The organism is Streptomyces sp. NPDC012510 (genome assembly GCF_042955065.1).
Taxonomy (GTDB): domain Bacteria; phylum Actinomycetota; class Actinomycetes; order Streptomycetales; family Streptomycetaceae; genus Streptomyces.
In genome coordinates this window covers 1-23,800 of sequence record NZ_JBIBEN010000043.1, presented here as the reverse complement: position 1 = coordinate 23,800, position 23,800 = coordinate 1, and the positions used below count along the sequence as shown (strand labels likewise).

Genomic DNA, 23,800 nt, shown 5'->3' with positions numbered 1-23,800 from the left:
CGCATCACCTTCCCCCTCGCCGCGCCGGGAATGATCGCGGCGGCGATCTTCTCCTTCATCACCAGCTTCGACGAGTTCTACATCTCCCAGTTCCTGTCCTCCGTCGACACCGTCACCCTGCCTGTGCAGGTCTACAACTCCCTCACCTTCGAAATCGACCCCAGCGTCACCGCCGTCAGCGCGCTCCTCACCGCCTTCGCGATCCTCGCCCTCGCCCTGGTGGCCCTGGTGCGCTGGCTCGGCTCCGGACGGCAGGACTCCCTGCTGTCGGTCGAGAACACGGCCGGGATCGCCACCCCAGGAGGCGAGGCCGTATGACCACCACTGCTCAGCGGCATCTGCTGCTGAACATGACCGCCAACGGATCGCTCGGCTCCGAGGGCGAAGAACTCCTCGTCATCCGGCGAGGGGAGGGCCCGTACGTCGACGACACGGACGGCAGACGCTACATCGACGGTATGTCGGGGCTGTACTGCTGCCAGCTCGGCTACTCCTACGGTCCGGAGTTCGCCGAGGTGGCGGACAGGCAGCTGCGCGAACTGTGCTACAGCCCGCTGTGGTCCGGCTCGGCGCATCCCACGGCGATCGAACTCGCCGAGAGGCTGTCCCGGATCGCCCCGGTGGACATCGAGCACACCTTCTTCTCGGGCGGCGGCGCCGAAGCCGTCGAGACCGCCTGGAAGATCGCCCGTCGCTACCACGCCCTGCGCGGGGAGCCGGGCCGGGTGAAGACGATCGCCCGGCGCGGCGCCTACCACGGGCTGACCGTCGGCGCCTTGTCGTTCACCGACGACCCCGGGCTGACGGAGCCGTACGGCCCGTCGGCGATCGAGACGCGGTTCGTGTCGAACACCAACCGGTTGGGCCTGGCACCGGAGTTCGCCGACGACGAGGTGTATACGGCCTGGCTGCTGGCCGAGTTGGAGGTCGCGATCCTCACTGAGGGTCCGCAGACCGTGGCGATGCTCATCGCCGAGCCGGTGCAGAACCGCGGCGGTTGCATCACCCCGCCCCATGGTTATTGGCAGGGGCTGCGGGCGCTGGCGGACCGGTACGGCTTCCTGCTGGTTGCCGACGAGGTGATCACGGCGTTCGGCCGGCTGGGGGAGTGGTTCGGCGGCGACCTTTACGGCGCCCGACCGGACCTGGTCACCGTCGCCAAGGGCATCACCGCCGGCTACGCCCCCATGGGCGCGACCCTGGTCACCGACCACGTCGCCGAGGTGATCAACCGGCCCGGCCAGGTCCTCAACCACGGCTTCACCTTCAGCGGCCACCCGCTGAGCGCGGCCATCGCCCTGCGCAGCCTGGACATCATGGAGCGCGACCGGATCCTGGACCACGTCCGTGGTCTCCAGGACGACTTCGCGAGGCGCATGTCCGCCCTGCGGGACCTGCCGATCGTCGGCGACGTCCGGGGCGCCGGGTTCTTCTACTCCTGCGAGCTCGTCGGTGACCTGGAAGGCGGCCGCTTCAGCGACACCGCCCGCACCGCGCTCGTCGCTGACCTCATCCCTCGCCGACTGCGCGAGGCCGGCTTGCTGGCCCGCGTCTACAACCGCTCAGCGCCACTGGTCCAGGTGGCGCCCCCACTGATCAGTGACCGCGCGGTCCTCGACCGCATCGCCGCGATCGTCTCGGACACCCTCACCGAGGCGTCGGCCCGTATCTGACGCACGTTCTGAAAGGAACCACATGTACTCCATCGGTCCGCTGACCGTCGCCCCCGGCGAGCGCGCCCAGGGTCTGATCCCGGTCGGTACCAGTAGCTACGGCGTGGAACTCGGCATACCGCTGATCGTTGTCAACGGCACCCAGGACGGCCCGGTCCTGTGCGTGGACGCGGGCGTGCACGGCGACGAGTACGACGGCCAGGAGGCCATCCGCCGCGTTCTCGCCGAGATCGACCCGGCGACCCTGCGCGGCACTGTCGTCGGCATCCCCTGCATGAACACCCCCGCCTTCGAGGCGGCCGCCCGCGCCAGCGGCATCGACCACCTCAACCTCAACCGGATCTTCCCGGGGGACGCGGACGGTTCGTACTCGCAGCGCCTGGCCGCCACCTTCGTCGCGCAGGTCGTCCCCGCCGTCGACGCCGTGGTCGACCTGCACACCGGCGGCGCCTACGGCGAGATCGCCCCGCTGGTCATCCTCCAGGGCGGCTACGAGGACCTGGCGACGGACCTCGCTCTCGCCGCCGGGCACGAGCTGGTCTGGAAGGGCGGCAAGTGGGGCGGCACGGTCCGCCACCCCGTCCTCGAGGCCGGCAAGCCCGCCATCACCATCGAGTGCGGTGGCGCCACATACCGCGAGGCCAACGTCGAGCACCACATGCACTCGATCCGCAACATCATGCGCCGACTCGGCATGATCGACGGCGAGGCGGAGCTGCGGGACTCCTACACCGCCGTCTCCGGCACCTTCGCCCGATCCGCCGCCGGCGGGTTCTTCGTCGCTCACGCCGAGCCGGGGGAGAACTGCAAGGAGGGCGACCTGATCGCCACCATCACCGACCACTACGGGAACACCCTGGAAGAGGTGTCGGCCCCGCAGGACGGCATCGTGCTCTGGGTCCGCCGCATCCGGACCGTGCGCCCCGGCGACGAAGTCGTCATCTTCGGTGCCTTGGAAGGGGAGATCCGGCCGTGACCAGCGAACGAGAGCAGGCAAGGCACATGGACCTACTGATCGACGGCAAGCAGGTGCCGGCCGCTGACGGCCGCACGTTCACCGCAGTCGACCCGTCGAACGGCACGGCCCTTGCCGAGGTCGCGCTGGCCGGCAAAGCGGACGTGGACCAGGCCGTGGCGGCGGCGCGCGAGGCCTTCACGGCACCCGAATGGGCCGCGATGCGCGCCGCCGACCGGGGCAGGCTGCTCTACCGGATCGCCGAGGCGATCCGTGACCAGGGCGAACGGCTGGCCCGGCTGGAGAGCCAGGACGTCGGCAAGCCGCTCGGCCAGGCCCGGCGGGACGTGGAGGCCGCCGCCCGCTACTTCGAGTTCTACGCGGGCGTCGCCGACAAGCTCGGCGGTACGACCATCCCGCTCGGCCCCGGCCTGATCGACTACACCGTCCGCGAGCCGATCGGTGTCTCCGGCCAGATCATCCCGTTCAACTACCCACTGCAGAACACCGCTCGGGGCTCCGCTCCGGCGTTGGCCGCAGGCTGCACGGTGGTACTCAAGCCCTCCCCGGAGGCACCGCTCACCCCGCTGGAGATCGGCAGGATCGCCCTTGAGTGCGGCCTCCCGCCCGGTGTCCTGAACGTAGTCCCCGGCGACGCCGAGACCGGCGCGGCCCTGGCCGGCCACCCCGGCATCGACCAGGTAACCTTCACCGGCTCCGTGCCGACCGGCATCAAGGTGGCCCAGGCCGCCGCCGCCAACGTGGTGCCCTCCGTGACGGAACTGGGCGGCAAGTCCCCGGTCGTCGTCTTCGCCGACGCCGACTTCGACCGGGCACTCGCAGCCGTCGCCGCCTCCGCGTTCGGTAACGCCGGGCAGACCTGCTCGGCCGGTACCCGGCTGCTGCTCCAGCGCGGCGCCGAGGAGTTCCTGGACAAGCTCGTCGAGCACGCCGCCTCCCTGCGCGTCGGCCCGGGCCTCTCCGATCCGGACGTCGGCCCCCTCGTCGCCGCGCGGCAACGGGACCGGGTCCTTGGTTATCTGGAACTGGCGCGGGAAGAAGGCGCCGTGGCACGGGCCGGTGGAGGCGCTCCTGCGGACCCGGAACTGGCAGACGGCTACTACGTCGAACCGACCGTCCTGACCGGACTGGACAACCAGGCCCGGTGCGCCCGTGAGGAGATCTTCGGTCCCGTCGTCACGGTCATCGAGTTCGACGACGCGGCCGAAGCCCTGGAGATCGCCAACGACAGCCCGTACGGCCTCGCCTCCTACGTCTGGACCCGCGACATCGACAAGGCGATGCGCCTGGCCGAGGGCATCCGGGCCGGCCAGGTCTATGTCAACGCCACCGGTGTCGGCACCGGTGTCGAGCTTCCGTTCGGTGGCTACAAGCACAGCGGCTGGGGCCGGGAGAAGGGCCTCGAAGGCCTGTCCAGCTACCTGCAGACGAAGAACGTCTGCATCGGATTCCGGAGCTGAGCAATGAGGTACCGCCTCATCGGAGAGCGCGGTCCCACGGTGTCGGTGGTCGGCGTGGGCGGCAACAACTTCGGCAGCCGCCTCGACGCGGACGGCACGAAGGCCGTCGTCCACGCCGCCCTCGACGCGGGAGTCACGCTGTTCGACACCGCCGACGTGTACGGCGGGTTCGGCGAGGGCGGCGGCTCGCGCGGCGACGGCGAACGCCTCCTCGGCGCAGCCCTCAAGGGCCACCGTGACGACGTCGTCCTCGCCACGAAGTTCGGTATGCGGATGAGTACCGAGGCCGACCTGTACGGTCGACGCGGTGCCGGCCCCTACATCCGGCACGCAGTCGAGGCCTCCCTGCGCCGCCTCGGCACCGACCGGATCGACCTGTACCAGTACCACGAGCCGGACGGGGTCACCCGGCTGGAGGAGACGGTCGCCGTGCTGGAAGAGCTCGTGGCCGAGGGCAAGATCCGGTATCTCGGCTGCTCCAACCTTCCGGCCGAGCAGCTCACCGGCGCCTTCGTATCGAGCCAGGCTCGCTATCACCTGCTCGACCGTAGCGTGGAGAACGATTTGATCCCGGTCTGCCTGCGCCACGGCCTGGGCCTCCTGCCGTACTACCCGCTGGCCAACGGCCTGCTCAGCGGCAAGTACCGGCGCGGCGAGGAGCCCCCGCCCGGCAGCCGGCTGTCCTGGAGGCAGGGCTGGCTCACCGATGCCGCGCTCGATCGAGTCGAGGCCCTCATCGCGTACGGAGCCGAGCGCGGCCTGACCCTCCTCCAGGTCGCCGTGGGCGCCCTGGCCGCGCTCCCCGCAGTCGCCTCCGTGATCTGCGGCGCCATGACTCCCCAGCAGGTCACGGCCAACGCGGCGGCGGCCCACTGGACCCCCGACGCGGCCGACCTGGCCGCACTCGACGCGATCGTTGCCCCCGGCGAGCGCATCGTCTGAAGCCCCGAACCCCCTATGAGAACAGCGAACCGAGGCTGATAACCATGCGAGAGATCGTCACCTTCGATGCCTACGGCACCCTGATCGACTTCCAGCTCGGCCCCACCACCCTGAAGATCCTCGCCGACTCCGGCCGGCTGGACCTGGACAACCTGGACGTCGACGAGTTCCTCGACGACTTCCGTGTCATGCGCTTCCAAGCCGTCCTGGAGGCCTACCGCCCCTATCACGAGATCCTGCACTCCAGCCTGCGCAACGCCATGCGCCTGCACGGCCTGGAGTACCGCACCTCCGACGGCGACGCCCTCGTCGAGGCCGTCCCCACCTTCGGCCCCTTCCCGGAGGTCCCGGACGCCCTGCGCCGGCTGAAGACCAAGTACGAGATCGCCATCATCTCCAACACCGACGACAACCTGATCGCGCGCAACATCGAGAACATCGGCGTGGAGTTCGACCACGTCATCACCGCCCAGCAGGCCGGCGCCTACAAGCCCGACCGGCAGACCTTCGAACACGCCTTCAGGGCCATCGGTGTCGAGCCGTCCCAGGCCATCCACACCGCCCAGGGCTGGGAGTACGACCACATCCCCACTCGCGACCTCGGCCTGAAGCGCCGCGTGTGGATCAACCGCTACGGCCGCCCCGGCAGCGCCGACTACCAGCCCTACGACGAGCTGCCCGACCTGACGGGTCTGCCGGAGCTGCTCGGCTGCTGACCCGCGGCGACACGGCGACACAGGCCCCACACCGGCGGTGACGCCGCGGGGACATGTCCGCGAAGCGCTCGTGGGGGATGTCGCCGTGGGCCGATCGCGCAATGCCGCTGCCGCCCTCACACCCATGTCTGAAGTGCTCCGAGAGAGAAGGCCCGCCCCGCCATGACCGCCTCAGTCACCCGCAGCGAACACGACCTGCTCGGAGACCGTGACGTCCCCGCCGACGCGTACTGGGGCGTCCACACCCTGCGCGCCACCGAGAACTTCCCCGTCACCGGCACTCCGATCTCCGCCTACCCGCATGTGATCGACGCCCTGGCCGCGGTCAAGGAGGCCGCCGCCCTCGCCAACGGGGAACTGAACCTGTTGGAGCCGCGAAAGGCGAGCGCGATCGTCGCGGCCTGCCAGGAGATTCGCGCCGGCAAGCTGCACGACCAGTTCGTCGTCGACGTCATCCAGGGCGGCGCCGGCACCTCGACCAACATGAACGCCAACGAGGTCGTCGCCAACCGGGCGCTGGAACTGCTGGGCCACGCCAAGGGCCGGTACGAGCACCTGCACCCCAACGAGGACGTCAACCTCGGTCAGTCCACCAACGACGTCTACCCGACCGCCGTCAAGATCGCGACCGTCTACGCGGTGCGCGAGCTGCTCAAGGCCATGGCGGTGCTCCAGGACTCCTTCGCCCGCAAGGCCGTCGAGTTCCGCGACGTGCTGAAGATGGGACGCACCCAGCTCCAGGACGCCGTCCCCATGACACTGGGCCAGGAGTTCTCGGCGTACGCGGTGATGCTCGACGAGGACCGCAGCCGCCTGGCCGAGGCAGTCGAGCTCGTCCATGAGATCAACCTGGGCGCGACGGCGATCGGGACGGGCCTCAACGCCCCCGCCGGGTACGCCGAGGCCGCCCGTCGTCACCTCGCCGAGATCACCGGGCTGCCGCTGGTCACCGCCGCCAACCTGGTCGAAGCCACCCAGGACTGCGGCGCGTTCGTGCAGGTGTCCGGCGTACTGAAGCGCATCGCGGTCAAGCTGTCGAAGAGCTGCAACGACCTGCGGCTGCTCTCCTCCGGACCGCGCGCGGGCTTGGGTGAGATCAACCTGCCGCCGGTGCAGGCCGGTTCGAGCATCATGCCCGGCAAGGTCAACCCGGTGATACCCGAGGTCGTCAACCAGGTCGCCTTCGAGGTCATCGGCAACGACATCACCATCACCATGGCCGCCGAGGCCGGACAGCTCCAGCTCAACGCCTTCGAGCCGATCATCCTCCACTCGTTGTCGAAGAGCATCACGCACCTGCGCAACGCCTGCCTGATCCTGGCCGAGCGCTGCGTGTCCGGGATCACCGCCAACACCGAGGCGCTGCGCGCGACGGTGGAGAACTCCATCGGACTGGTCACCGCCCTCAATCCGCACATCGGCTACACCACTGCCACCGACATCGCCAAAGAAGCGCTGGTCACCGGCAAGGGAGTCGCGGAACTCGTGCTGGAAAGAGGCCTGTTGTCCGCCGAGGCGCTCGCGGACCTGCTGCGGCCCGAGACCGTCGCGGGCAGTGGCCAGGTACTGGTCTGAAGGGCCGCCGACAGAGTGCCGTCCGGGACCCCATGCTGCTCTCGGATGTCGCCGGGTCTGCCGCTGCGCCCACATGTGCCGCGCAACCACACGAACAGACAGCCGCCTTGCTCGACGACAAGCCCACCACTTTCTGAAGCGGAACGAACATGAGACTCCAGGACGTCAACGCCGTGATCACCGGAGCATCGAGCGGGATCGGTCAGGCTGTCGCTTCCCACTTCCGCCGGGAGGGTGCGAATCTCCTGCTCACCGGACGGCGGTCCGAGCTGCCCGAAAACCATCCGGAGGACCTCTACCTCCCGGGGGACCTCAACGACGAGGCCTTCGTCTCCGAGCTCGCCGACCGGGCAGCGAACCACCTGGGGGACGTGGGAGTGGTCGTCCTCTGCCATGGACTGCAGGCGTCCAGCCCGCTCGAACAGATGACCTACGACGCCGCGCGCGACGTTCTCCACGGCAACCTGCTGAGCGCGTTCCTGGTCATGAAGCACCTGATGCCGCTGGCACCGGAGTCGGGGGCGTCAATGGTGTGCGTCAGCTCGCGGCTCGGCATGGTCGGCATGCCGAACCAGACCCTGTACTCCGCAGCCAAGGGCGGCCTCATCGCACTCGCGCGCGGCGCTGCCATGGAATGGGCGTCCCGCAACATCCGCGTCAACGTGGTGGCGCCCGGTCTGACCGTGACGCCGGTCATCGAGGCTTCGTTCCAGAGACGTCCGGATCCCGCTGCCTACCGGCGCGTGAGGGAGGACTCCATCCCGCTCCGCCGGCTCGCCACCCCAGAAGAGGTCGCCGACGCGGTCCTCTTCCTCGCCTGCCCCGAGTCGTCATACGTCACCGGCGCCGTGCTTCCCGTGGACGGCGGCTACACGGCGTTCTGAATACGCGTACCGCCCACCACCCCGCACCCGCCGATGGTGACCTCGGGCCTGCGCACTCGCACGCCGGGCCTCGGCCCCGCGCGCATTCCAAGCGCGGGAGCCAGGCCTGGGCCGACCAGCGCCGGGTGCGACCCGGCAGAGCACACATGGCCCCGATCGCCGTCACCAGGGGCGACCCTTGCGGCATCGGCCCCGAGATCACCCTCACAGCGTGCGCCGATCCCCGGCGCACCGTGCCCGTCGTCATCGGCGACATGGACGTCCTCGCCCGCGCCAACAAGATCGCCGACACCCAGCTCGTACTCCGCCCCATCTCGTCAGTCGACAGGCGCAGTTCGCACCCGGCACGGTGGACGTCCTCGCCGAGAACGGCCTTCCTGCCGCCTGCCCTGGGGCACACTCGACGCTCGAGCCGGAGCGGCGTCCTTGGGTTACGTCCGCCGCGGTATCCAGGTCGGCGCCGGCGTCGACCTCCTCGCCTACCGGGCCACCGAGGCCGACCCTCTCGACCTGGTCCGCGCCGCCCGCGCCGCCACCACCGGCCGCCTGGTCATCGCCGGCTCCATCACCAGCACCGACCAGATACAGGCGCTCGCATCGGCCGGAGCCGCCGCCTTCACCATCGGATCCGCCGCCTTCGACGGCACCCTGCAGCCCCACGCCGGCACTCTGCAGCCCCACGCGGAAACCCTGCGATCCCAACTGGCCCCGGTGGTGGGCCTCTGGCATGGACTCAGGGCGAGCGAATCGTCATCACAACGGTGCAGATCGGCATGCCGTGTGGCCGTTGCGGCATGGAGCAGGTGACAGGCGGAGAAGCGAGGCTCTTCAGCAGCCGCACAGTGGAGGCGGCGGACTGTGAAGGAGCTTTCTCATGGGCCGATACGATCTCGCCCTCATCGGCTTCGGAGGCGTCAACCGCGCCCTGGCCGAGTTGATATCCCATGGCGGGGAGCGCCTGGCCAAGGAGCTGGGCTTCGCCCTGCGGGTGGTGGCGATCACCGATCTGCGGGCCGGTTCCCTGGTGGACACCGACGGTATCGATCTGGCGCCGCTGCTGGCCGTCGAGCCCGGGGAGCTGAGCTTCGCGGGCCTGGCCGGCGGCAGCGCGGATCCGCGCAACGAGTGGGTGATCCGCGAGGTTCCGGCCGACATCGTGGTGGAGGCGACGTTCACCAACCCCACCGACGGCGAGCCCGCCCTCTCCCATGTGCGCTGGGCCCTGGAATCGGGCAAGCACGTGTGCACCACCAACAAGGGGCCGGTCGCGCTCGCCGGCCGGGCGCTGAAGGAGCTGGCCGCCGAGCGTGGTGTCGGCTTCGAGTTCGAGGGCTCGGTACTCAGCGGCACCCCCGTCCTGCGCACCGCCGAGCGCATGTTCGGCGGCCTGGAGATCACCGGCGTCCAGGGCATCATGAACGGCACCTCGAACTACATCCTCGGCCGCCTCGAAGAGGGCGTCGATCTGCCGGCGGCCATCGCGGAGGCCCAGGAACTGGGATTCGCCGAAGCCGATCCCACCGCGGACATCGAGGGCTACGACGTCCAGTTGAAGGTCATGATCCTGGCCAACGAAATCCTCGGCGCCGACCTGCGCCGCGAGGATGTCTTCTGCGAGGGCATCTCGGCGATCACCCCCCACGAGGTGCGGGACGCCGCCTCGAAGGGACTGCGCTGGAAGCTGGTCGGCTCCGCCACCCGCCACGAGGACGGCAGCGTCGACGCCCGCGTCGCCCCCCTGGCCCTGCCCGCCCATCACCCGCTGGCCGGGATCTCCGGCCCCCTCAACGCGGTCGCCTTCCACACCGACCTCCTCGGCACCGTCACGGTCTCCGGGCCGGGCGCCGGGCGCATCGAGACCGCCTACGCCCTGCTGTCGGACATCATCGCCATCCACCAGCGCCACGCGGACGACGACACCGCGCCCACGCGCCCCGTTCTCCAGGAGACTCACCGTGTCTGACACCGCCGTGCCCCCCGGCATCGAACTCGGCACCGACACCACGCCCGTGCACAACCCCTACACCGGCGAGGTCATCGCCTCGGTGCCCACCGTCGACGCGAGCGCCGCCGGCAGCATCCTGCAGCAGGCCAGATGCGGGCGCCGCACCGCCGCCGCGCTGTCCCGCGCCTCCAGGGCAGCGGTCCTCGAACGCGCCGCCCACCTGATCGAGCGGCGCGCCGAGTCCTTCGCCCAGCTGATCGTCAGCGAGGCCGGGAAAACCATCACCCAGGCCCGCAAGGAAGTCGCCCGCGCCGTCAACACCCTGTCCCTGTCCGCGGCCGAGACCCGACGCAACGCCGGCGAGGTCATCCCCTTCGACTCCCACGAGGGCTCCGAGAAACGGCAGGGCTGGTTCACCCGTGAACCGCTGGGCATCATCGCCGCCATCACCCCGTTCAACGACCCCCTCAACCTGGTCGCCCACAAGCTCGGCCCGGCCATCGCCGGCGGCAACGCGGTCATCCTCAAACCGTCCGCCCTGACACCGCTGTCCGCGCTGCGCCTGGTCGACACCCTCATCGAGGCCGGCCTGCCCGAGGAGATCGTCACCGTCGTCAACGGCGACGCCGACATCGCCGCCGCCATCGTGGCCGCCCCCGACGTGCGCATGGTGTCCTTCACCGGCGGATTCACCACCGGCGAGGCCATCTCCCGCACCGCCGGCCTGAAAAAGCTCGCCATGGACCTGGGCGGCAACGCCCCGGTCATCGTCATGGACGACGCCGACCTCGACGAGGCCGTCGCCTCCTGTGTCTCCGGCGCGTTCTGGGCCGCGGGCCAGAACTGCATCGGCACCCAGCGCATCCTCATCGCGGACGAGGTCTACGAGCGCTTCCGCGACGCCTTCGTCGCCCGCACCGAACTGCTGCGCGTCGGCGACCCGCTCGACGAACGCACCGACGTCGGCCCCATGATCACCCAGGAAGCCGCGGCCGCCACCCGGGCCAAGGTCGACACGGCGGTGGCCCAGGGCGCGGTGCTGCTCTGCGGCAACCACGCCACCGGCTCCCTGTACACGCCGACCGTCCTGGAAGACGTCCCGGCGACCTGCTCGATCTGGCAGGAGGAGGTGTTCGCCCCGGTCGTCGTGCTGCAGCCGTTCACATCCTTCGAGGACGCCATCGAGCAGGCCAACGCCATCGACTACAGCCTCCACGCGGGCATCTTCACCTCCCGCCTGGACCGCGCCCTGAACGCGGCCCGGCTGCTGGAAGCGGGCGGAGTCATGATCAACGACTCCTCCGACTACCGCTTCGACGCCATGCCGTTCGGCGGATTCAAGTACGGCAGCATGGGCCGCGAGGGCGTGCGCTTCGCCTTCGAGGAGATGACCCAGCCCAAGGTCGTCTGCGTCAACCACATCACTGACGTGGTGCACTGACCGCCTTCGGGTCACGAGGGCTCACCTGGCCTGCAGGCCGCCCCCTCCATGGTCCGCGGGCTCGGTGACTGTCCTCACCCGCACATCGCCTGCCAGGGCCGCTGCCGGGGTGGTGAAAGAGGCTCCCGAGACGGGACGCACATGGTGGACCTCCTGGTCCATGGTGAGCTGCTCGGCCGGGAGCAGGCCACCGCGCCGCTCACCCCGCCGCCACGGAACTCCGCTGTCCTCGTGGGCGGTCGACCACCCTGGACAGGGTGAGCGCCGTGACCGTGTCCCGTACGCCGGGCATCTTGGCGATGTCCTCCCAGATGCTCCGTATGCGTTCCAGCGAGGCCGCCTCCAGGCGCACCATGATGTCGAAGTCACCGCTGAGGATCTCGCAGATGACGACCTCCGGAACGCGTTTGAGCGCGGCCAGGACATCGCCGCCGCGCATACGGTCCTGGCGGTAGACGAGTACGAGCGCCGACACCACATCGCGGGAGTCGCCGCCGGCGCGGACGATGGTGTAGCCGGCGATGTGTCCCTCCCGCTCAAGCCGTTCGATGCGCTGGCGCACCGCGTTGCGGGACAGCAGTACTTTGCTGGCCAGTTCGGAATGCGACATGCGGCCGTCGCGGGTCAGCTCGGCGATGATCTTCTCGTCGATGGCGTCCACAGCGGACCGTCTCCTTCGCGAATCGGGCGAGGTTGCACACCCCACGGCACGCGGAACACAGGCGCGCCGCACAACGTGATGCGGCGCGGCGGCGACACCCGCCCGAACCCTGCTGTTCCAGAGCCCGGTCTGCGGTCGTCCGGGCTCGGCGGGGAGCCGGTGCTTCGGGAAGCTGTCTACTCGCACCTGTCCAACTCTCGGGATCTCGACTCGGCAGGGATCCTGAGGCTGCGTGCCGGAAAGCGGAATCAAATGCCAGGATGTGGCACACATGATGGCGGTGGCCCCGGAGGGCAGTCAAGAGGGTCACGGGCGGAACTCGTCCCACCGACCTCATCATGCCGTCGCGCTTTCCCGGGATGCCGGCCTGCACATCGAGGACACCGTCGGCGTGCCCGAACGGCACACGCCGCATGCGCCGACGAAGCAGGCTGCGGCACCCCAGCCCCAGCCCTCCGGGCGCGCGGCTCGCCGGTCGGCGGCGTGGCTATGGGACCGAGGGCGGGAGACGGCATGTCGGGTACGACAGAGTCAGCGGCGGCGGGCGGCGAGGCGGGTGCCGTTGGCCCACATTACGTACGGTGCCACCCACCGCACACCGACCGGGCCGGGCAGTCAGCTCAGCAGGCGATGACGTACCAGACCGGGGTCCAGAACACGTCATTCCTGTGGGGGGCGTCGACGGAGAACATCCAGGCACCGTTCACGTCGTAGAAGTGCGCCCTGGTGCCGGGCGTCTGGTTGTTGTGGAGGAGCCCCAGCCCACGAGGTTGGGCAGGGTGTACGTCGTGTCGCACGTGGTGTAGTCGAATCGGTTGCCGTTCCCACCCCTCCCGCACACGTAGTAGTACGCGCAGTTCAGCGAGGCGGCGACGAAGCCGGACCCGGCCGCTTCGGGTACGACGGCGTTCTTCATCTGGGCCGCCGTCAGCGACGGCTGCCGGGCCTCCTCGGAGGTGAGGATGCCGGTGCCGCCGTTGGCGTTGTCGGTGTGGGCGGCGGCTGTACCGTCGAGACCGACCGTCGAGGTCGCGAGCGCCACTACCGCGAACAGTGCTGCGGCCAACCTGCGTAGTGCCATGAGAAATCCCCTCCCTGCGGCCGTCAACTCGCGTTCCGGGTGCAGCGGTTGGTGGTTCCTCACCTTCGAACACTGGGGCTGGACAAACAACTCCTGAACAACGCAACCGCGTCCTGCGACTCCCCGCTGGCGCCCCAGCCCGCCCTGACCGACCTCGACGCCCTCCTGGAGAGGGTCCGGGCCGCCGGACCCACCGTGACCCTGACCACTGAGGGGGATCTCGCAGGCCTCCCCGCAGGACTGCAGCTCACCGTCTACCGCATCGTGCAGGAAGCCCTGACCAACACCCTCAAGCACGCGGCTCCCACCACGACGATCGACGTGGCCGTCGTGGCGACCTGCGCGACGGTGCGTGTCGCCGTCGAGGACAGCGGTCCGCCACACACGCCACGCAAGCGCCCCCGGGACGACAGGGGACAGGGGCTCCTCGGTATGCGCGAGCGCGCCTCGCTCTACCAAGGGACGGTGTCCACCGGCCCGAACGCCCGGAGCGGCTGGAGCGTCCGAGCGCAGCTGCACCTCCTACCACCCACCAACCCGCCTACGTCTACGCCTACGGAGAAGCATCCGGCATGACCACTGTCCTCATCGTCGACGACCAGGCCCTGCAACGCCTCGGCTTCAGCATGCTCATGGAACAGCACCCCGACCTCAGCGTGGTCGGCGAGGCCACGCACGGCGCCGAAGCGGTACGCATGACGGCCGATCTCCACCCTGACGTCGTCCCGATGGACGTACGCATGCCCGGTATGGACGGCATCGAGGCGACCCGACGCATCGTCACCTCCGGTGGCCGCTCCTTCATGGACCGCGACCTCGCGGAGGTCGACTACGTGTACGTGTGGGCCGACGGCATCCACCTCAACGTCCGCCTGGAAGAGGCCAGAGCCTGCGTGCTCGTGCTCATCGGGGTCCGCGCCGACGGGTCCAAGGAACTGGTCGCCCTCAAGGACGGCTACCGCGAATCCTCCGAGTCATGGGCCGACTTGATGCGCGACTGCGCCCGCCGGGGCATGCGCGCCCCGGTCCTCGCGGTCGGCGACGGCGCCCTGGGCTTCTGGAAGGCCCTGGCCGAGGTGTTCCCCGAAACCCGCGAGCAAAGGTGCTGGGTTCACAAAACGGCCAACGTCCTCGACTCCATGCCGAAATCCGCGCAGCCCGGCGCGAAGAAGGCCATCCAGGACATCTACAACGCCGAGGACCGCGACCACGCCGAGGCAGCGATCACAACCTTCGCCAAGCTCTACGGCGCGAAGTTCCCCAAGGCCGTCAAGAAGATCACCGACGACCAGGAGCAACTGCTGGCGTTCTACGACTTCCCGGCCGAGCACTGGATCCACCTGCGGACCACGAACCCCATTGAGTCCACGTTCTCCACCGTCCGGCTGCGGACCAAGGTCACCCGCGGCGCCGGCTCCCGCACCGCTGCCCTGGCGATGGTCTTCAAGCTCGTCGAGTCCGCCCAGGCCCGCTGGCGGGCAGTGAACGCACCCCACCTCGTCGCCCTCGTCCGCGCCGGAGCCCGCTTCGAACGCGGCCAGCTCGTTGAGCGCCCCGAGCTCAGCGCAGCCTGAGCCACCTCAACTGATCCACAACTCTTGACAATGACTCGCTGGATCATGATGCACAGGCGTCTTGCCCGTGACTACGAGACCCTCGCCGCCAGCTCCGAAGCCATGATCCACCTCGCTTCGATCGGCAATCTCACCAAGCGCATAACGGACGAGACTACGCCAACCTGGCGAGGAACCTACTAGGACATGAGTAGCAACCCGGCCACATCAAATGCCCTCTGAGACGGTGCCGGAGGAACTACGCAGCCGCGTGCTGAGTGCGACGGCAGCCGCGGTCCAGCTGGTCACTCCGCTGGGCAGACTGGCTGCGGGCTTCCTCGTGGATTCGGCCGGCTTGCCCTCTGCGCTGCTTACGGTTGGCGGTGTGTATCTGCTTGCCACGCTGTGCCCGGTGATCTTCCCGGCCTGGAGAAGGATGGACAGCACCGGTTCTCCCCACGACAGGGCGGAGGGGCTGCTGCGGGGCTAGGAATCGAAGCGGGTGTAGAGGCACGGGCCGGTTGTGGCTGGGCTGTCTTCCGCCTGCGGACCACCGCCCAGAGGTGCCCGGCCGCCGCGACGATTGACAACACGGAATGGGCGGCATCGTGATCACGTTGCCGCCCATTCCGTCGGTGCATCAGCAGCACTTTCATCGGTGCTCCCGCGGCGCCAGCGGTGTTGCTGAAACTCACCTACATTCCAGACGCCGACCCCACCCAGTCGTTGCTGGAACTCACCGACAGGCGTTGCTGCCCGTCATCGACATACTCACTCCCAGCCGGGATCAACTCCCGACACGTCTCCCACACGTCCGGCTGTCCGTATGTGCAGGTACGAGGCCAGCCTGGGCAGGCTGCCCGGCCGGTGCGCGCTCAGGTCGAGGGCCGCTTCCAGGGCGGTGATCAGTTCGCGGAACGTGCGACGACTTACTCCTATACCGGGCGCAGTTCTCATTTCGGTGTCGCATGATGCGGCTGGTAGCGGTAGCGGTAGCGGTAGCGGTGGCCGGGGCGGAACATGGAGTGAGACCCGCGAGCGACACTTGATGAGAATTTCCAGCGTGCTGAGGCAAGACGTCTCATCCGGTCTCTGCCTGGACGCCTACAACGCGGACCACGCCAACGGCACGAAGCTCGTCCTGTGGTCCTGCAACGGCCAGGACAACCAGAGGTGGAGCCAGCGTGACCGACCGCGCCCGCGCCCCTGCTTTCCCGGGGACGAGGGGAACCGCGTGAACGGGCCGGACCGCATTGTCTGTTGGTGCCACAGAGATCACAACGTCGTACGCACATCTGCGATGCTGGGCAGATGAGCAAGGTGTGGCAAGGACACGTCATCGATGGCACGCGCTTCGTGGTCCCGGCGTCCGGTGTGACGCCGAGGCACGTGCTGTGCGCGGTCGGCGTGGGCCTCGATCCCGATGTCATCAGCCGGGTGGTCGAGGAGGCGGGCGCGGGGGACTTCACGCTCGACGAGTTCCAGCGGGAGCCTGACCCCCGGATGCGTGAGGCGTTCGACGTCGCGGTGGCTTCCCGCCGGGCCACCGGCGTCGACGAGTTCGGCGACGACGACTGGGCCGCGGTGGACGCACACGACTCGGTCGCCTATGTCCTGTCACCGCCGGTCTCCCAGGCCACCGGCCTCGACGTGTCCCGCCGGGCGCTGGCCGTCACCGCGGCCCTGCTGGCCAACGGAGCCACCGCGGTGAAGAACGAGTCCAGCGGGGTGGCCTGCGGTCGGGAGCGGTGGCTGGCCCTGGCGAGCGAGGCGGCAGCCGCCGAGACCGCGGACGACCTGGTCGGCGCCCTCGTCCGGGCGTGGGTCGTGCCGGTGATCCACGACGGGGAGGTCTACTACAGCTGTGGCATGCACCTCCTGGGCGAGGCCGACGTGGAGCTGGCCCCCGGAAGCACCGCGGTGCCCGAGCCGGAGCTGCTGTGGGAGTGGGTGACCACCATGGAGATTGCGTCGTACTACCTGCTGACCGAGCAGCCGGACCACGGCGTCCAGAACGGCGAGGGCTTCCGCATCGCGCAGGACGCCACGCGCTGGATCATGAACCGTGTGGAGTGCGAACGGTTCGAGGACGACGACTTCTTCCACAACCCGTACGGATACTGGCGCCTGACCCCGGCTGCCCGCGACCCACGGAGGGGGGCGAGGCTCAGGAGGCGCAACCCCCGCACGACTTTTGGAACGCGACGGAAGGGGTGAGAGCGGGGAAGGCGTGGAGATCTCCGGACCACGGGCCGAACGCCGCGCCCTTCTCCGGGCGTCGTAGAGGCCCTGACAGAAGTTGTTGATCATGTGACTTTCTGCCGGTATCGGCCAGCAGATCACTCGCGACGGCGGTCCGCGTAAGATCACCGCTCGAGGGGTGGTGGCATGGCCATGAGGAACTGCCGGTGGTGCGTGGCGATCGCGGCGACACTGCTGCTGGCCGGCTGTGGCGGTGGCGCGGAGAGCGACAGCTGGAACGGCAAGGCGGTGGCGCTCACGAAGGAACAGGTACGGGAGACGTTGCCGGATGGCGTGGCCATGCAGCGTTGGAAGGAGTCGGCTCGGCCCACGACCGTTGAAATGGACAAGCTCTACCGTTCGGAGGCTTGCCCCATCAAGGGCACGCGGGATGCGAGAACTCCCGCTTCTTCGGCGCCTCGACGTTCCGGCCCAACGACAACGCCGCCACCGTCACCTTTCTGATCATCGCCTACACAGCGAACAGGCCGCCCGTAAGGCGTACGACGTGCTCTGGGACGGCTACTACGGCAAGAAGGCGGGACAGCGGGCCAAGACGTTCAGCCTCGGCCCGATCGGAGACGAGCGCGACGCCCGGTTCGGTTACTCCGGCTACTTCGGTGAGCCCGGCGCCGTGACCCAGACCCGGGTCGGCACGACGCTGCTGTGGACGCTGGCGGGTTCCATGGACAAAGACAATGACGGCGTCAACGAGGACAGTGTCCGGGACCTGGCCACGGTGCTTGCCAAGCGGGCCCGACAGGCCCAGAACGGGGACGCGCCTTCCGCCGCGCTCGAGGGCTGACCGGGCGGCCACGCCGGGAACCTGCCCCGCTGCTGGAGAGCAGAGGAGCTAATCCACCCGAACTTGGTCCCGCTGTACGAGCTCTTGAGTCATTCAGGCCGCTCCCTGCGGACCGTGCTGCGCGTATGCTCCGCCGGGCGCGGGGGTGTCCGCCGGGGCGGCCTTCTTCGCAGCGGGGCGCCGCAGACCCAGGGCCCGTTCGGCACGCGGCAGCGACACGGCGGCCGGGGCCCCCGGCCGCCGCCGGGGTGGTGGCCGGGGGTGCGGCAGGGGACTGCTCGGCCACCGGTACGGCAGCGGCTTCCGGCGTCCCGCCCGTGGGCTGAGGCCGCGCTGCGGGCGCTGCGGGCGCTGCGGGCGCTGCGGGGGTGACGGTCTGCGCCGCCGCGGTGTCCGTGTTCTCCTGCGGGGTGCCGGTGCTCTCGGGGGCGGGGTAGAGCTCGGCGAGCTGCTTCAGCAGGCGCGCGTACGCCTCCCGCTCCGGGGGCCGGGGCTCGGCCTTGCCCGACTCCCAGCCGCCGACGGTCGCCCGCCGCACGCCCAGGGCGGGGGCCACCTCGTCCAGGGTGAGCGCGTGAGCCTGGCGTAGCCGCCTGCGCTCCGCCGGCGGCGGCAGCGGGGAGCGGGACGCGACCAGCGCGTCGACCGCGAACCCGGACTGTGTGCCAGTGGCCTGGAGCGCACGCGCTCGTGCCGGTGCCCTGTTCCCGGGCGGGAGACGTAGCGCGAAAGCATGCGACGTGTTCGAGGGGGAGCGGTGGCGGCAGAGAGCGACGGCTGGGCCGGCATGGCTGGGACTGGACGGATGCCGACGACATCCGCCTGCGCCTGGACCAAGGAGCCGATCCGGACAACTGGAACGGGAGCCGGCCCCTGCACCGGGCAGCGGTGTCCGGCTCCCCTGAGGCTGTTGCGGAGCTGGCCCGCCGGGTTGCGGATGTGGACGCGCTGGAAAACGGGTGACGGCCCTGTGGGAAGCCGACATGTCCAGGAAGCCGGCCAACGCACGAACGCTTGCCGCCGCCGGGGCCGATCCCTGGCGGCCATCGCTCGGCGGCTGGTCACCGGGGCGGCTGAGCCTGGCCGGACCGACCCCGGAGCTGTTCCCGGTACCGGACGGGATATCCCTGACCGACACCGAGCGCGCGGCAGCGCAGGAGGCCCACCGCCTCACCGCGGCACTGGGCGAGTTCGACTACGACGGCACGGGCCTGGCCTGTGTGGCCGGCATCGACACGGCCGAGGCGGTACGCCGTCTCCAGGCGACGCCGGTGGTGGACGGCGAACTCCTCGACGTGCTGAACGAGCTGGTGGAGGACCCCTACGCGTACGACATGGACGAGAGCCTGCACATCGGTTGCAGGCGAGGGCGGCCGTGGGGTTGTTCAGGTCGCGGTAGACCTCGGCGGCGTCGGCGGACAGCCGTGCGTGGTGGTAGAAGTCGATCCACGACGGCTCCTCGTGCGCCCGGGCCTCAGCCTTCCCGAGAAGGTCCTCCGAGGCCGCCAACGCTCGGGCGGCGGCCCTGGGATGGTTGCCGCGGGCGTGGGCGCGAGCCTCGATGAGCTTGGTGAACGCCAGCCCCCTGGGTGCCGCCTGGCCTGGCCCTTGGCGCGCTCGAAAGCGCCCTGGGCCATACCGACGGCCTCGCCGGCCGGGCCGCTCAGCAGCGCCTGCATAGCCATGGTGGTCAGGACGTAGCAGCCGAGCTGGACATCACGGCCAGCCCGCGCCAGGTGCAGAGCGCGGACGAGGTGACGCAAAGCGCGGACGAAGTGACCCCGGGCAGCGTTGTGGCGGCCGACGTTTGAACGCCGTCCATCCGGCGAGGCGGGAGAGTTCCGCGGTGATGGAGAACAGCTCACCGCCGACACCGTCGCAGAAGGAACCGCGCAGCAACGGGGCGGCGCACTCGCTCAGGCAGGCGATGACGGAGGTGGCCCTCCCGCTCCCGCCGCCGTACCTTAACGACTCCTAACAAAATGAGGCTTGTGGACCTTCAGGAATGACGTGGTGTCAGTTCTCGTTGATGCTGGCCGAAGGGGGGTGCGAGCCAGTCGAGACGAGGAAGACCGCTGCCAGACCTTGGGAGATCGACGACGAGTTGTGGGCGCGGATCGAGCCGTTGCTGCCGGTTGTCTGTAAGCACTTCTTTGGGCTCCACCACACGGAAATGAAGTGGCTCCAGGCGTAAGAAGTTGATCTGGCTCCACTCTGCGCTCATGGCGCTGCATGGATCTTGGACGTTGGGATAGGGTCCGGTGGGAGGTGCGGGGGGAATGAGTTTCCGGTTGGCGGCCTACGCCGTGTGCATCGAGGACGGGCGGGTGCTGCTCGCCCATCACGCGTCGAACAACTGGACTCTTCCGGGCGGTAGGGTCGAGCACGCGGAGGATCCGTTCGACACGGTGATCCGGGAGGTTGCTGAGGAGACCGGCTGCTCCGCGGTGGTCGAGCGCCTGCTGGGCGTGGACTCCAGGGTGATCCCCGCGGCCGTCGCGCGTGCGGGAATCGAGCACCAGAATGTCGGCATCTTCTACCAGGTCCGTATCACTGGCGGCCAGCTCCGGCCTGAGCCGAACGGCGAAACCGTCGAGTCGGTCTGGACTCCGATCCCCGAGGTCGCTTGCCTCCGCCGATCATCGCTGGTCGACATCGGCCTCGCCCTGGCTCAGACGCTTCCGGCGACCGGCCACGTCGCTGCCGTCCCGGTCGGCGGCCTGATCCAGCACTGAGGCGCGATCAACATCCGAACTGGCTGCCCGGCAGGCGGCGCTGTTCGCCGATGGATCGGCCGGCAGGTCCGCGACGTGCCCTCTTTGGAGTGAATGCACTGGTCTGTCCGCCCGGCGACGGCAGGGTTTGTGCGTCGATCACGGTCATGTCGGAGGCCATGGTGCTTGATCACGGTCGTGTCGGGAGGCCGGGATGGGTTTGTCGCGGGCGGAGTTGTTCGCTGCGATCCGGAGAGACAAGCGTCTCGATCCGGAACTGTCGCAGCGGGCTCTGGCGGAGAAGTACGGGGTCCACCGCCGGACGGTGAGACAAGCTTTGCTGTCTGCGGTTCCGCCGCCGAGGAAGAAGCCGGCACCGAGGGCCACGGTCCTGGACCCGGCCAAGCCGTGGATCGACGAAATGCTGCGGGAAGACACGAACGCGCCGCGCAAGCAGAAGCACACCGCCCGCCGGATCCATCAGCGTCTCGCCCAGGAGCACGGCTTCGACCTGGTGTCCTACTCCACGGTCTGTGACTACGTGCTGGCCAGACGCCCGCAGATCGAGGCCGAGGTGATGGAGGGCCGCCGTCATTTGACGGGCATGGTCCCGCAGGTCCACCTGCCCGGAGAGGAAGCCGAGGTCGACTTCGCCGATGTCTGGGTCCGTCTGGCGGGTGAGGTCGTCAAGTGCCACCTGTTCACGCTGCGGATGTCGTACTCCGGCAAGGCCGTCCACCGCGTCTATGCCTCGCAGGCCCAGGAGTCCTTCATGGAAGGGCACGTCGAGGCGTTCAACGTCCTGGGCGGAGTGCCGACCAAGCACATCCGATACGACAACCTCAAGTCGGCGGTGAACCGCATCTGCACCGGCCGCAGCCGCATCGAGTCCGAGCGGTGGGTGTCCTTCCGGGCCCACTACGGCTTCGACGCCTTCTACTGCGTCCCGGGCGAGGACGGCGCCCATGAGAAGGGCGGGGTCGAGCACGAAGGCGGCCGGTTCCGCCGCACTCATCTGGTCCCGGTTCCCGAGGTCGCCACGCTGGAAGAGCTCAATGCGAAGATCGCCGAGATCGACGCGTCCGAAGACGAACGGATCCTCGCGGGCAGGCTGACGACGGTCGGCTTCAACTTCTTCACCGAGGCCGACCAGTTGGCGCCGCTGCCGTTCGAGGAGTTCGAGTGCGGCATCACGCTGACGCCGAAGGTCGACCGCAGCAGCCGGATCACCGTCCGGCAGTGCCACTACTCGGTGCCGGCCCGCTTCATCGGCCAGAACGTGCGGGTGCTGCTGCGGGGCAACGAACTCCTCGTCTTCGAACGACGGGAGATCGTCGCCCGCCATCCAAGACTGACCCGCCGGGGCGACTTCCGTGACGAACTCGACCACTACCTGGAGATCCTGCTGGCCAAGCCCGGAGCTATGGCCGGCTCGACCGCGCTGGTTACCGCCCGGCAGAACGGTGCGTTCACCGAGGTCCACGAAGCCTTCTGGGCCGCAGCCCGCGCCGCTCACGGCGACGCAGCCGGAACCCGGGCACTGATCGAGGTCCTGCTGCTGCACCGGCGGATGCCCGCGGCTGCTGTCGAACAGGGGATGGCCGCCGCGGTCCGGGCGGGCGCCGTCACCGCCGACGTGGTGGCCGTCGAGGCCCGCAGAGCCGCCGCGCTGGCCCCGCCACCACCTGAGGACCTGGACGACGAGGGCGAGCAGCCGCCCTGGGCCGAACCCAGCGGCGTGGTGTCACTGACGGCCCGCCGGGCCCAGCTGCCCGAGGACAAACGGCCGCTGCCGACCGTCGCCCACTACGACCAGCTCCTGACACGTCAACCGAAAGGCACCGCATGAGCACGACCGACACCACGGCCGCCCAGGTCCCTTCGCCCCGCCGGGACATGGGGCCGGAGGAAGCCGTGGACACGGCCATCGACGAAGCCTGCCGGGCCCTGCACCTGCCGACGATCCGCCGTCGGATCCAGGAGATGGCCGCCGACGCCATGCGCCAGCGGTCCAGCTACAAGGACTTCCTCGCCGACCTGCTGGAAGCCGAGTGCGCCGAACGCGACGAACGGCGCAAGCAGCGGCTGGTCAGGGACGCCAACTTCCCCCGCCCCAAGCGGCTGGAGGACTTCGACTTTCGCCGAGAACCCGAACGTCACCCCGGAACTCGTCGGCACCCTGTCGGACCCCGCCTGGGTCAAAGCCGGGCAGCCGCTCTGCCTGATCGGCGATTCCGGCACCGGCAAGTCCCACCTGCTGATCGGGATCGGCACGGCCATGGCCGAGGCCGGCCTCAAGGTCCGCTACACAACCACGGTCAACCTGGTCAACGAACTCGCGGAAGCCGCCGACGAAAAGAAGCTCACCCGCCTCATCGCTCGCTACGGCCGCGTTGACCTGCTCTGTCTTGACGAGTTCGGCTATCTCGACCTGGACAAGGCCGGCGCCAAACTGCTGTTCCAGATCTTCACTGAGCGGGAAGAACGGCGGGCTATCGCGATCGCCTCGAACGCTCCGTTCTCGGAGTGGAAGCAGACCTTCACCGATCCCCGTCTCTGCACGGCGATCGTGGACCGGGTGACGTTCAACGCGCACATCGTCGAGACCGGCACCCAGTCCTACCGTTTCGCGCAGAGCCAGCGGAAGCGCCGTCGCTGACCTGCACCGACAACTGCGGCCGGCCTCCCGCATGGGAGGCCGGCCGCAGCCGCTTCGGGCCCAGCCGTCAAGTCCCAGTGCCGGCCGCACCATCGCCCGATCTCGTCCAGCCGCCGCGGCCACCGGGAGGTCCGCGGCTTGAGTCGAGCCGGGTCGGCAACCCTCCACGCACCTGTCGGGGATGCGATGACGGAGGTCCACCGAGGCTCCAAAACTACCGTCAACACCCCCTACCCGGGCCAGCGGAACCACCCGATCGAAGTGGGGCCAAATCACCTTGCTACAGGGGCGTGAATCAGACCAATACACGCCCCCTCCACCCCGGCAGTGGAGCCCAAACAACTCCGTGCACTGGAGCCCAAAGAAGTGCTTACAGACAGCCGGTCGTCCCGCGTAATCCGCGGCGTCCAGGTCGTAAGCGTCTGGATAGTCGCAGGGTGCTGTGCGGGATCCTGTTTGTGCTGTACACCGGGA

23 protein-coding genes and 5 pseudogenes are annotated in these 23,800 nt (G+C 69.2%); 22 read left to right on the top strand and 6 right to left on the bottom strand.

All coding sequences use genetic code 11. The features are described from left to right. The 11 genes from ACFY9I_RS41340 to ACFY9I_RS41290 form a co-directional block, all read left to right on the top strand. A partial coding sequence (locus tag ACFY9I_RS41340) for an ABC transporter permease (protein WP_391012368.1) occupies positions 1 to 318 on the top strand: 318 nt, incomplete at its 5' end. Next, a complete protein-coding gene (locus ACFY9I_RS41335) occupies positions 315 to 1,673 on the top strand; it encodes an aminotransferase class III-fold pyridoxal phosphate-dependent enzyme (RefSeq protein WP_391012365.1) in 1,359 nt (452 codons plus the stop codon). The genes ACFY9I_RS41340 and ACFY9I_RS41335, both read left to right, overlap by 4 nt. A 22-nt stretch (positions 1,674 to 1,695) precedes the next feature. Beyond that, positions 1,696 to 2,649 (top strand): succinylglutamate desuccinylase/aspartoacylase family protein, encoded by a 954-nt coding sequence (locus ACFY9I_RS41330; protein ID WP_391012362.1) that lies wholly within the window; start codon positions 1,696 to 1,698, stop codon positions 2,647 to 2,649. Then, on the top strand, positions 2,646 to 4,109 hold the full coding sequence (locus ACFY9I_RS41325) for an aldehyde dehydrogenase family protein (RefSeq protein WP_391012359.1): 1,464 nt from the start codon (positions 2,646 to 2,648) through the stop codon (positions 4,107 to 4,109). The genes ACFY9I_RS41330 and ACFY9I_RS41325 overlap by 4 nt, the downstream gene beginning before the upstream one ends. A 3-nt stretch (positions 4,110 to 4,112) precedes the next feature. Next, the gene (locus ACFY9I_RS41320) at positions 4,113 to 5,051 is read left to right on the top strand and encodes an aldo/keto reductase (protein ID WP_391012357.1); all 939 of its coding nucleotides are present in this window, start codon (positions 4,113 to 4,115) and stop codon (positions 5,049 to 5,051) included. A 44-nt stretch (positions 5,052 to 5,095) separates the two neighbouring features. Continuing rightward, complete coding sequence (locus ACFY9I_RS41315; protein ID WP_391012354.1) at positions 5,096 to 5,767, top strand: haloacid dehalogenase type II; 672 nt, start codon at positions 5,096 to 5,098, stop codon at positions 5,765 to 5,767. Between the two features lie 162 nt (positions 5,768 to 5,929). Further along, on the top strand, positions 5,930 to 7,342 hold the full coding sequence (gene aspA, locus ACFY9I_RS41310) for an aspartate ammonia-lyase (RefSeq protein ID WP_391012351.1): 1,413 nt from the start codon (positions 5,930 to 5,932) through the stop codon (positions 7,340 to 7,342). A 149-nt stretch (positions 7,343 to 7,491) separates the two neighbouring features. Next, a complete protein-coding gene (locus ACFY9I_RS41305) occupies positions 7,492 to 8,226 on the top strand; it encodes an SDR family oxidoreductase (protein WP_391012349.1) in 735 nt (244 codons plus the stop codon). 426 nt (positions 8,227 to 8,652) lie between these two features. Further along, complete coding sequence (locus ACFY9I_RS41300; protein WP_391012346.1) at positions 8,653 to 9,033, top strand: hypothetical protein; 381 nt, start codon at positions 8,653 to 8,655, stop codon at positions 9,031 to 9,033. A 67-nt stretch (positions 9,034 to 9,100) separates the two neighbouring features. Further along, positions 9,101 to 10,189, top strand: a complete 1,089-nt coding sequence (locus ACFY9I_RS41295) for a homoserine dehydrogenase (protein ID WP_391012344.1) — start codon at positions 9,101 to 9,103, stop codon at positions 10,187 to 10,189. Continuing rightward, on the top strand, positions 10,182 to 11,612 hold the full coding sequence (locus tag ACFY9I_RS41290; RefSeq protein WP_391012342.1) for an aldehyde dehydrogenase family protein: 1,431 nt from the start codon (positions 10,182 to 10,184) through the stop codon (positions 11,610 to 11,612). The genes ACFY9I_RS41295 and ACFY9I_RS41290 overlap by 8 nt, the downstream gene beginning before the upstream one ends. 199 nt (positions 11,613 to 11,811) lie before the next feature. On the opposite strand, the gene ACFY9I_RS41285 is transcribed toward ACFY9I_RS41290, so the two are convergent. Together ACFY9I_RS41285 and ACFY9I_RS41280 are read right to left on the bottom strand one after the other, a co-directional pair. After that, a complete protein-coding gene (locus ACFY9I_RS41285) occupies positions 11,812 to 12,273 on the bottom strand; it encodes an AsnC family transcriptional regulator (RefSeq protein WP_391012339.1) in 462 nt (153 codons plus the stop codon). A gap of 703 nt (positions 12,274 to 12,976) precedes the next feature. Next, positions 12,977 to 13,354 carry a hypothetical protein gene (locus ACFY9I_RS41280; protein WP_391012336.1) on the bottom strand — a complete coding sequence of 126 codons (378 nt, stop codon included), beginning with the start codon at positions 13,352 to 13,354 and terminating at the stop codon, positions 12,977 to 12,979. A 51-nt stretch (positions 13,355 to 13,405) separates the two neighbouring features. On the opposite strand from ACFY9I_RS41280, the gene ACFY9I_RS41275 reads away from it, so the two are divergent. The 4 genes and pseudogenes from ACFY9I_RS41275 to ACFY9I_RS41260 all read left to right on the top strand — a co-directional run. Continuing rightward, positions 13,406 to 13,930, top strand: a complete 525-nt coding sequence (locus ACFY9I_RS41275) for an ATP-binding protein (protein ID WP_391012376.1) — start codon at positions 13,406 to 13,408, stop codon at positions 13,928 to 13,930. Beyond that, positions 13,927 to 14,127 (top strand): annotated as a pseudogene (locus tag ACFY9I_RS41270) (response regulator transcription factor); the annotation flags it as partial. The gene ACFY9I_RS41275 and the pseudogene ACFY9I_RS41270, both read left to right, overlap by 4 nt. 21 nt (positions 14,128 to 14,148) lie before the next feature. Then, a pseudogene (locus ACFY9I_RS41265) lies at positions 14,149 to 14,928 on the top strand (IS256 family transposase); the annotation flags it as partial. Between the two features lie 39 nt (positions 14,929 to 14,967). Next, positions 14,968 to 15,111 (top strand): annotated as a pseudogene (locus tag ACFY9I_RS41260) (IS5/IS1182 family transposase); the annotation flags it as partial. Positions 15,112 to 15,678: 567 nt separating this feature from the next. On the opposite strand, the gene ACFY9I_RS41255 reads toward ACFY9I_RS41260, so the two are convergent. Next, positions 15,679 to 15,864, bottom strand: a complete 186-nt coding sequence (locus tag ACFY9I_RS41255) for a hypothetical protein (RefSeq protein ID WP_391012333.1) — start codon at positions 15,862 to 15,864, stop codon at positions 15,679 to 15,681. Positions 15,865 to 15,982: 118 nt separating this feature from the next. Here ACFY9I_RS41255 and ACFY9I_RS41250 point away from each other — a divergent pair. Beyond that, positions 15,983 to 16,222 (top strand): annotated as a pseudogene (locus ACFY9I_RS41250) (RICIN domain-containing protein); the annotation flags it as partial. Continuing rightward, entirely contained in the window at positions 16,219 to 17,124 is a 906-nt protein-coding gene (locus ACFY9I_RS41245; protein WP_391012330.1) for a hypothetical protein, read from the top strand. The pseudogene ACFY9I_RS41250 and the gene ACFY9I_RS41245, both read left to right, overlap by 4 nt. A gap of 149 nt (positions 17,125 to 17,273) precedes the next feature. On the opposite strand, the gene ACFY9I_RS41240 is transcribed toward ACFY9I_RS41245, so the two are convergent. Next, positions 17,274 to 17,450 carry a hypothetical protein gene (locus ACFY9I_RS41240; protein WP_391012327.1) on the bottom strand — a complete coding sequence of 59 codons (177 nt, stop codon included), beginning with the start codon at positions 17,448 to 17,450 and terminating at the stop codon, positions 17,274 to 17,276. 206 nt (positions 17,451 to 17,656) lie between these two features. On the opposite strand from ACFY9I_RS41240, the gene ACFY9I_RS41235 reads away from it, so the two are divergent. After that, entirely contained in the window at positions 17,657 to 17,953 is a 297-nt protein-coding gene (locus ACFY9I_RS41235) for a hypothetical protein (protein WP_391012324.1), read from the top strand. On the opposite strand, the gene ACFY9I_RS41230 is transcribed toward ACFY9I_RS41235, so the two are convergent. Further along, entirely contained in the window at positions 17,856 to 18,938 is a 1,083-nt protein-coding gene (locus ACFY9I_RS41230) for a helix-turn-helix domain-containing protein (protein WP_391012373.1), read from the bottom strand. The two genes, ACFY9I_RS41235 and ACFY9I_RS41230, sit on opposite strands and share 98 nt — an antisense overlap. A gap of 76 nt (positions 18,939 to 19,014) precedes the next feature. After that, positions 19,015 to 19,305, bottom strand: coding sequence for a hypothetical protein (locus ACFY9I_RS41225; protein ID WP_391012322.1), 291 nt, complete (start codon positions 19,303 to 19,305; stop codon positions 19,015 to 19,017). 927 nt (positions 19,306 to 20,232) lie between these two features. Here ACFY9I_RS41225 and ACFY9I_RS41220 point away from each other — a divergent pair. From ACFY9I_RS41220 to ACFY9I_RS41205, 4 genes and pseudogenes are all read left to right on the top strand, one after another. Beyond that, the gene (locus ACFY9I_RS41220; RefSeq protein ID WP_391012319.1) at positions 20,233 to 20,688 is read left to right on the top strand and encodes an NUDIX domain-containing protein; all 456 of its coding nucleotides are present in this window, start codon (positions 20,233 to 20,235) and stop codon (positions 20,686 to 20,688) included. Positions 20,689 to 20,881: 193 nt separating this feature from the next. Beyond that, positions 20,882 to 22,516, top strand: coding sequence for an IS21 family transposase (gene istA, locus ACFY9I_RS41215; protein ID WP_391012317.1), 1,635 nt, complete (start codon positions 20,882 to 20,884; stop codon positions 22,514 to 22,516). Beyond that, positions 22,513 to 22,758: pseudogene (locus tag ACFY9I_RS41210) on the top strand (ATP-binding protein); the annotation flags it as partial. The gene istA and the pseudogene ACFY9I_RS41210, both read left to right, overlap by 4 nt. Before the next feature lie 88 nt (positions 22,759 to 22,846). Continuing rightward, positions 22,847 to 23,326: an ATP-binding protein gene (locus ACFY9I_RS41205; RefSeq protein ID WP_391012370.1), complete on the top strand. Its 480-nt coding sequence runs from the start codon at positions 22,847 to 22,849 to the stop codon at positions 23,324 to 23,326. The last annotated feature ends 474 nt before the right edge of the window (positions 23,327 to 23,800 follow it).

Coding starts and splice junctions, on each gene's coding strand:
- ACFY9I_RS41335 (WP_391012365.1), top strand. CDS start 315: ATGACCACCACTGCTCAGCGGCATCTGCTGCTGAACATGACCGCCAAC.
- ACFY9I_RS41330 (WP_391012362.1), top strand. CDS start 1,696: ATGTACTCCATCGGTCCGCTGACCGTCGCCCCCGGCGAGCGCGCCCAG.
- ACFY9I_RS41320 (WP_391012357.1), top strand. CDS start 4,113: ATGAGGTACCGCCTCATCGGAGAGCGCGGTCCCACGGTGTCGGTGGTC.
- ACFY9I_RS41315 (WP_391012354.1), top strand. CDS start 5,096: ATGCGAGAGATCGTCACCTTCGATGCCTACGGCACCCTGATCGACTTC.
- aspA (WP_391012351.1), top strand. CDS start 5,930: ATGACCGCCTCAGTCACCCGCAGCGAACACGACCTGCTCGGAGACCGT.
- ACFY9I_RS41305 (WP_391012349.1), top strand. CDS start 7,492: ATGAGACTCCAGGACGTCAACGCCGTGATCACCGGAGCATCGAGCGGG.
- ACFY9I_RS41295 (WP_391012344.1), top strand. CDS start 9,101: ATGGGCCGATACGATCTCGCCCTCATCGGCTTCGGAGGCGTCAACCGC.
- ACFY9I_RS41280 (WP_391012336.1), bottom strand. CDS start 13,354: ATGGCACTACGCAGGTTGGCCGCAGCACTGTTCGCGGTAGTGGCGCTC.
- ACFY9I_RS41255 (WP_391012333.1), bottom strand. CDS start 15,864: ATGAGAACTGCGCCCGGTATAGGAGTAAGTCGTCGCACGTTCCGCGAA.
- ACFY9I_RS41245 (WP_391012330.1), top strand. CDS start 16,219: ATGAGCAAGGTGTGGCAAGGACACGTCATCGATGGCACGCGCTTCGTG.
- ACFY9I_RS41240 (WP_391012327.1), bottom strand. CDS start 17,450: ATGGCCACGCCATCCGGCAACGTCTCCCGTACCTGTTCCTTCGTGAGC.
- ACFY9I_RS41230 (WP_391012373.1), bottom strand. CDS start 18,938: ATGTCGGCTTCCCACAGGGCCGTCACCCGTTTTCCAGCGCGTCCACAT.
- ACFY9I_RS41220 (WP_391012319.1), top strand. CDS start 20,233: ATGAGTTTCCGGTTGGCGGCCTACGCCGTGTGCATCGAGGACGGGCGG.
- istA (WP_391012317.1), top strand. CDS start 20,882: ATGGGTTTGTCGCGGGCGGAGTTGTTCGCTGCGATCCGGAGAGACAAG.